Source organism: Adlercreutzia sp. CNCM I-6215 (assembly GCF_977072315.1).
The window spans coordinates 1-2,606 of the sequence record NZ_CDRVMA010000033.1 but is presented as its reverse complement, the minus strand read 5'-3'; the positions used below and the strand labels follow the sequence as shown (position 1 = coordinate 2,606).

The 2,606-nt window shown below is 65.4% G+C and carries 2 protein-coding genes; both read left to right on the top strand.

Annotated features, from left to right (window positions below; genetic code table 11):
- Positions 1 to 161: 161 nt before the first annotated feature.
- Positions 162 to 1,757 carry an IS21 family transposase gene (gene istA, locus ACW4LP_RS12270; protein WP_161128471.1) on the top strand — a complete coding sequence of 532 codons (1,596 nt, stop codon included), beginning with the start codon at positions 162 to 164 and terminating at the stop codon, positions 1,755 to 1,757.
- Position 1,758: 1 nt separating this feature from the next.
- Positions 1,759 to 2,514: an ATP-binding protein gene (locus tag ACW4LP_RS12265; RefSeq protein WP_139912829.1), complete on the top strand. Its 756-nt coding sequence runs from the start codon at positions 1,759 to 1,761 to the stop codon at positions 2,512 to 2,514.
- Positions 2,515 to 2,606 lie beyond the last annotated feature (92 nt).

Here is a 2,606-nt window from a genome sequence, read left to right as displayed (position 1 = left end):
TGAGTAGTAACCCTCTCCGGTACCAACAATCAGCAGAATCTGGTACCGCCAGTCAGCGGGCTTGGTACCCTGGGTAAGATAAATTGGTACCGCCGCCCATCGAGCCTAGAATTCCATGTCGCGAGCCCAATCCGGGGCTCGCTTTCATGGAAAGGGGCACGATGCCTATGTCCAAGAACAAGAAAATCCTCCTGATGCTGGCCAAGGGAGGGGCCACCCAGTCGGACATCGCGGCCGCGCTTCACGTCAGCAAGCGCGACGTCTCCGCCGGCGCCAAGGTGATGCGCGAATGCGGCCTGACGTTCGACGCCGTGAGCTCGATGGACGCCGACGCGGTCGATGACATGTTCTTCGCCAAGGAGGAGCGCCGTCCGAACGACGCCTACCTGAGACCCGACATGGCGGCGCTGGTCGAGCGCAAGAAAATGAGTCGGAAGCTGCCGGTGAAGCTCTTCTGGCTCGAGTACTGCGAGCGCGCCGCGGCGGAGGGGAAGCTCGCCTACGCCTACCAGACGTTCTGCGAGATGTTCGCCGACGCCGCAGGCAAGATGGGCGCGACCAGGCACTTCTCCCACGAGCCGGGGGCCAAGTGCTTCATCGATTGGGCCGGCGACGTCGCCCACCTCACCGACAAGCTGCTGGGAACCAGGACCAAGGTCTACGTCCTGGTCGTCACGTTGCCCTTCTCGGACAAGTTCTGGGCGGAGGGCTTCTGCGACATGAGGCAGAAATCCTGGCAGGAGGGCCAGATCCACGCGTTCGAGGAGTTCGGCGGCGTTCCGCGCATGTGGGTGCCCGACAACGCCGCCACGGCGACCGATCGGGCCGCAGCCCCGCGGGTCACGCTCGTGAACAGGGAGTACGAGCGCTTCGCCGAGCACTACGGGGCGGCCGTCCTGCCCGCCCGGGTCCGTCGGCCGCGCGACAAGAGCGTGGCCGAATCGTGCGTCGACCTGGTTGAGCGCTGGATCATCGGGCCGTCCGGCGAGATGACATTCTATACCATCGACGAGTTCAACGAGTTCTGCGCGGAGAAGGTGGCATGGCTCAACTCCCGGCCGTTCTCCGCCAAGGACGGCTCGCGCGACTCGGTGTTCGAGGAGGAGCGCATGCACCTGATGCCCCTTCCCGCCGAGCGCTACGAGATGTGCGAGTGGCGCAGCGCCAAGGTGGCCCCGGACTACCACGTCACCGTCGACTACATGCACTACTCCGTCGACCACTCGCTCATCGGCGAGCAGGTCGACGTGAAGCTGACCTCGTCGTCGGTCGCGGTGATGCACGGCGGGGCGGTGGTCGCCGTGCACCCGAGGCTTCACGGCCGCAAGGGGCAGTACTCGACCAACGTCGAGCACATGCCCGAGAACCATGCCGCGCTGGACGACCCGTGGTCGCCGGAGCGGTTCGCGTCGTGGGCGAGGCGCGTCGGCCCCGAGACCGCATCGGCGATCGAGCGCGTCCTCGCCAGCCGCGCGATCGTCGAGCAGTCGTTCGTCTCCTGCCGCAACATCCTCGGGCTGTCGAAGACGTACGCGCCGGCGCTGCTCGAGCGCGCTTGTGCCAAGCTGAACGCGGCCTCGGCGCTTCCCAGCTACACCGGCCTCAAGAACGCGATCCTCGCCATCAAGTCGTCCGACGCCGAGGAGCGAGCCAAGGGGCGCCCCGTCGGGGCCGCAGGCTCCGGCGAGCTGGTGGACCGCGCCAAATCGGCGGGCCGCCTGCGCGGCGCGGACGCCTACAAGAGAGGCGGCGAGTAGGATGCTTACCGAAGAGCACTTCGAGCTGTTCAGACAGTTCAGGATAAAGGCCATGGGGGACAAGCTGCGCGAGATGGTGGAGGACGAGTCGTACGATCGGTTCACCTTCGAGGAGAAGATGGAGATGCTCATCGACGCGGAGGCCGCCGCCAGGCGGGAGCGCAAGGTGGCCAAGCTCGTCAAGGACGCGCGCTTCAAGGATCCCTCGGCATGCGTCGAGGACGTCGTCTATCTGCCCGACCGGACGCTCGCCAAGGACCGTATCAACCGCCTCGCCCGATGCGAGTGGATCGGCGAGAGCGAGGTCGTCGTGGTCATCTCGAAAACCGGCTGCGGCAAGAGCTTCGTCGTTCAGGCTCTCGGCAACGCGGCGTGCCGCAGGCTGATACCCGTGCGCTACACGCGCCTCGCCGACATCTGCGACGATTTGAACCGGGCCCGCGCCGCCAAGGACGGCAGCTACTTCGAGAAGATGGACGCCTACAAGTCCGTCGCGCTCCTGTTGGTCGACGACTTCATGACGACGCCGATATCGACGCAGAACTCGGTCGACCTGTTCGAGATCATGGAGGCGCGCGAGGGCCGCCGCGCGACCGTCATCGCCTCGCAGCTCGAGCCGAACGAGTGGTACCTGCGCATCGAGGGCGAGCTGATGGCGGACTCGATCCTCAACCGCATCGCAACCGGTGCCCGCTACATAGATCTCGAGGGGCCGAACATGCGAGAGTACTTCGCCAAGAAGAGGCGCGCTGATTAGCGGTACCGAGACAGCCTACTCGCGGTACCGCCTTTTGCTGATCGCCGGTACCAAGCCAGGTGATCGATGGTACCGCGAGAGGTTACTACTCA

What these genes read in the sequence shown, in the direction of transcription:
- istA (WP_161128471.1), top strand. Translation starts at nt 162, where the DNA reads ATGCCTATGTCCAAGAACAAGAAAATCCTCCTGATGCTGGCCAAGGGA.
- ACW4LP_RS12265 (WP_139912829.1), top strand. Translation starts at nt 1,759, where the DNA reads ATGCTTACCGAAGAGCACTTCGAGCTGTTCAGACAGTTCAGGATAAAG.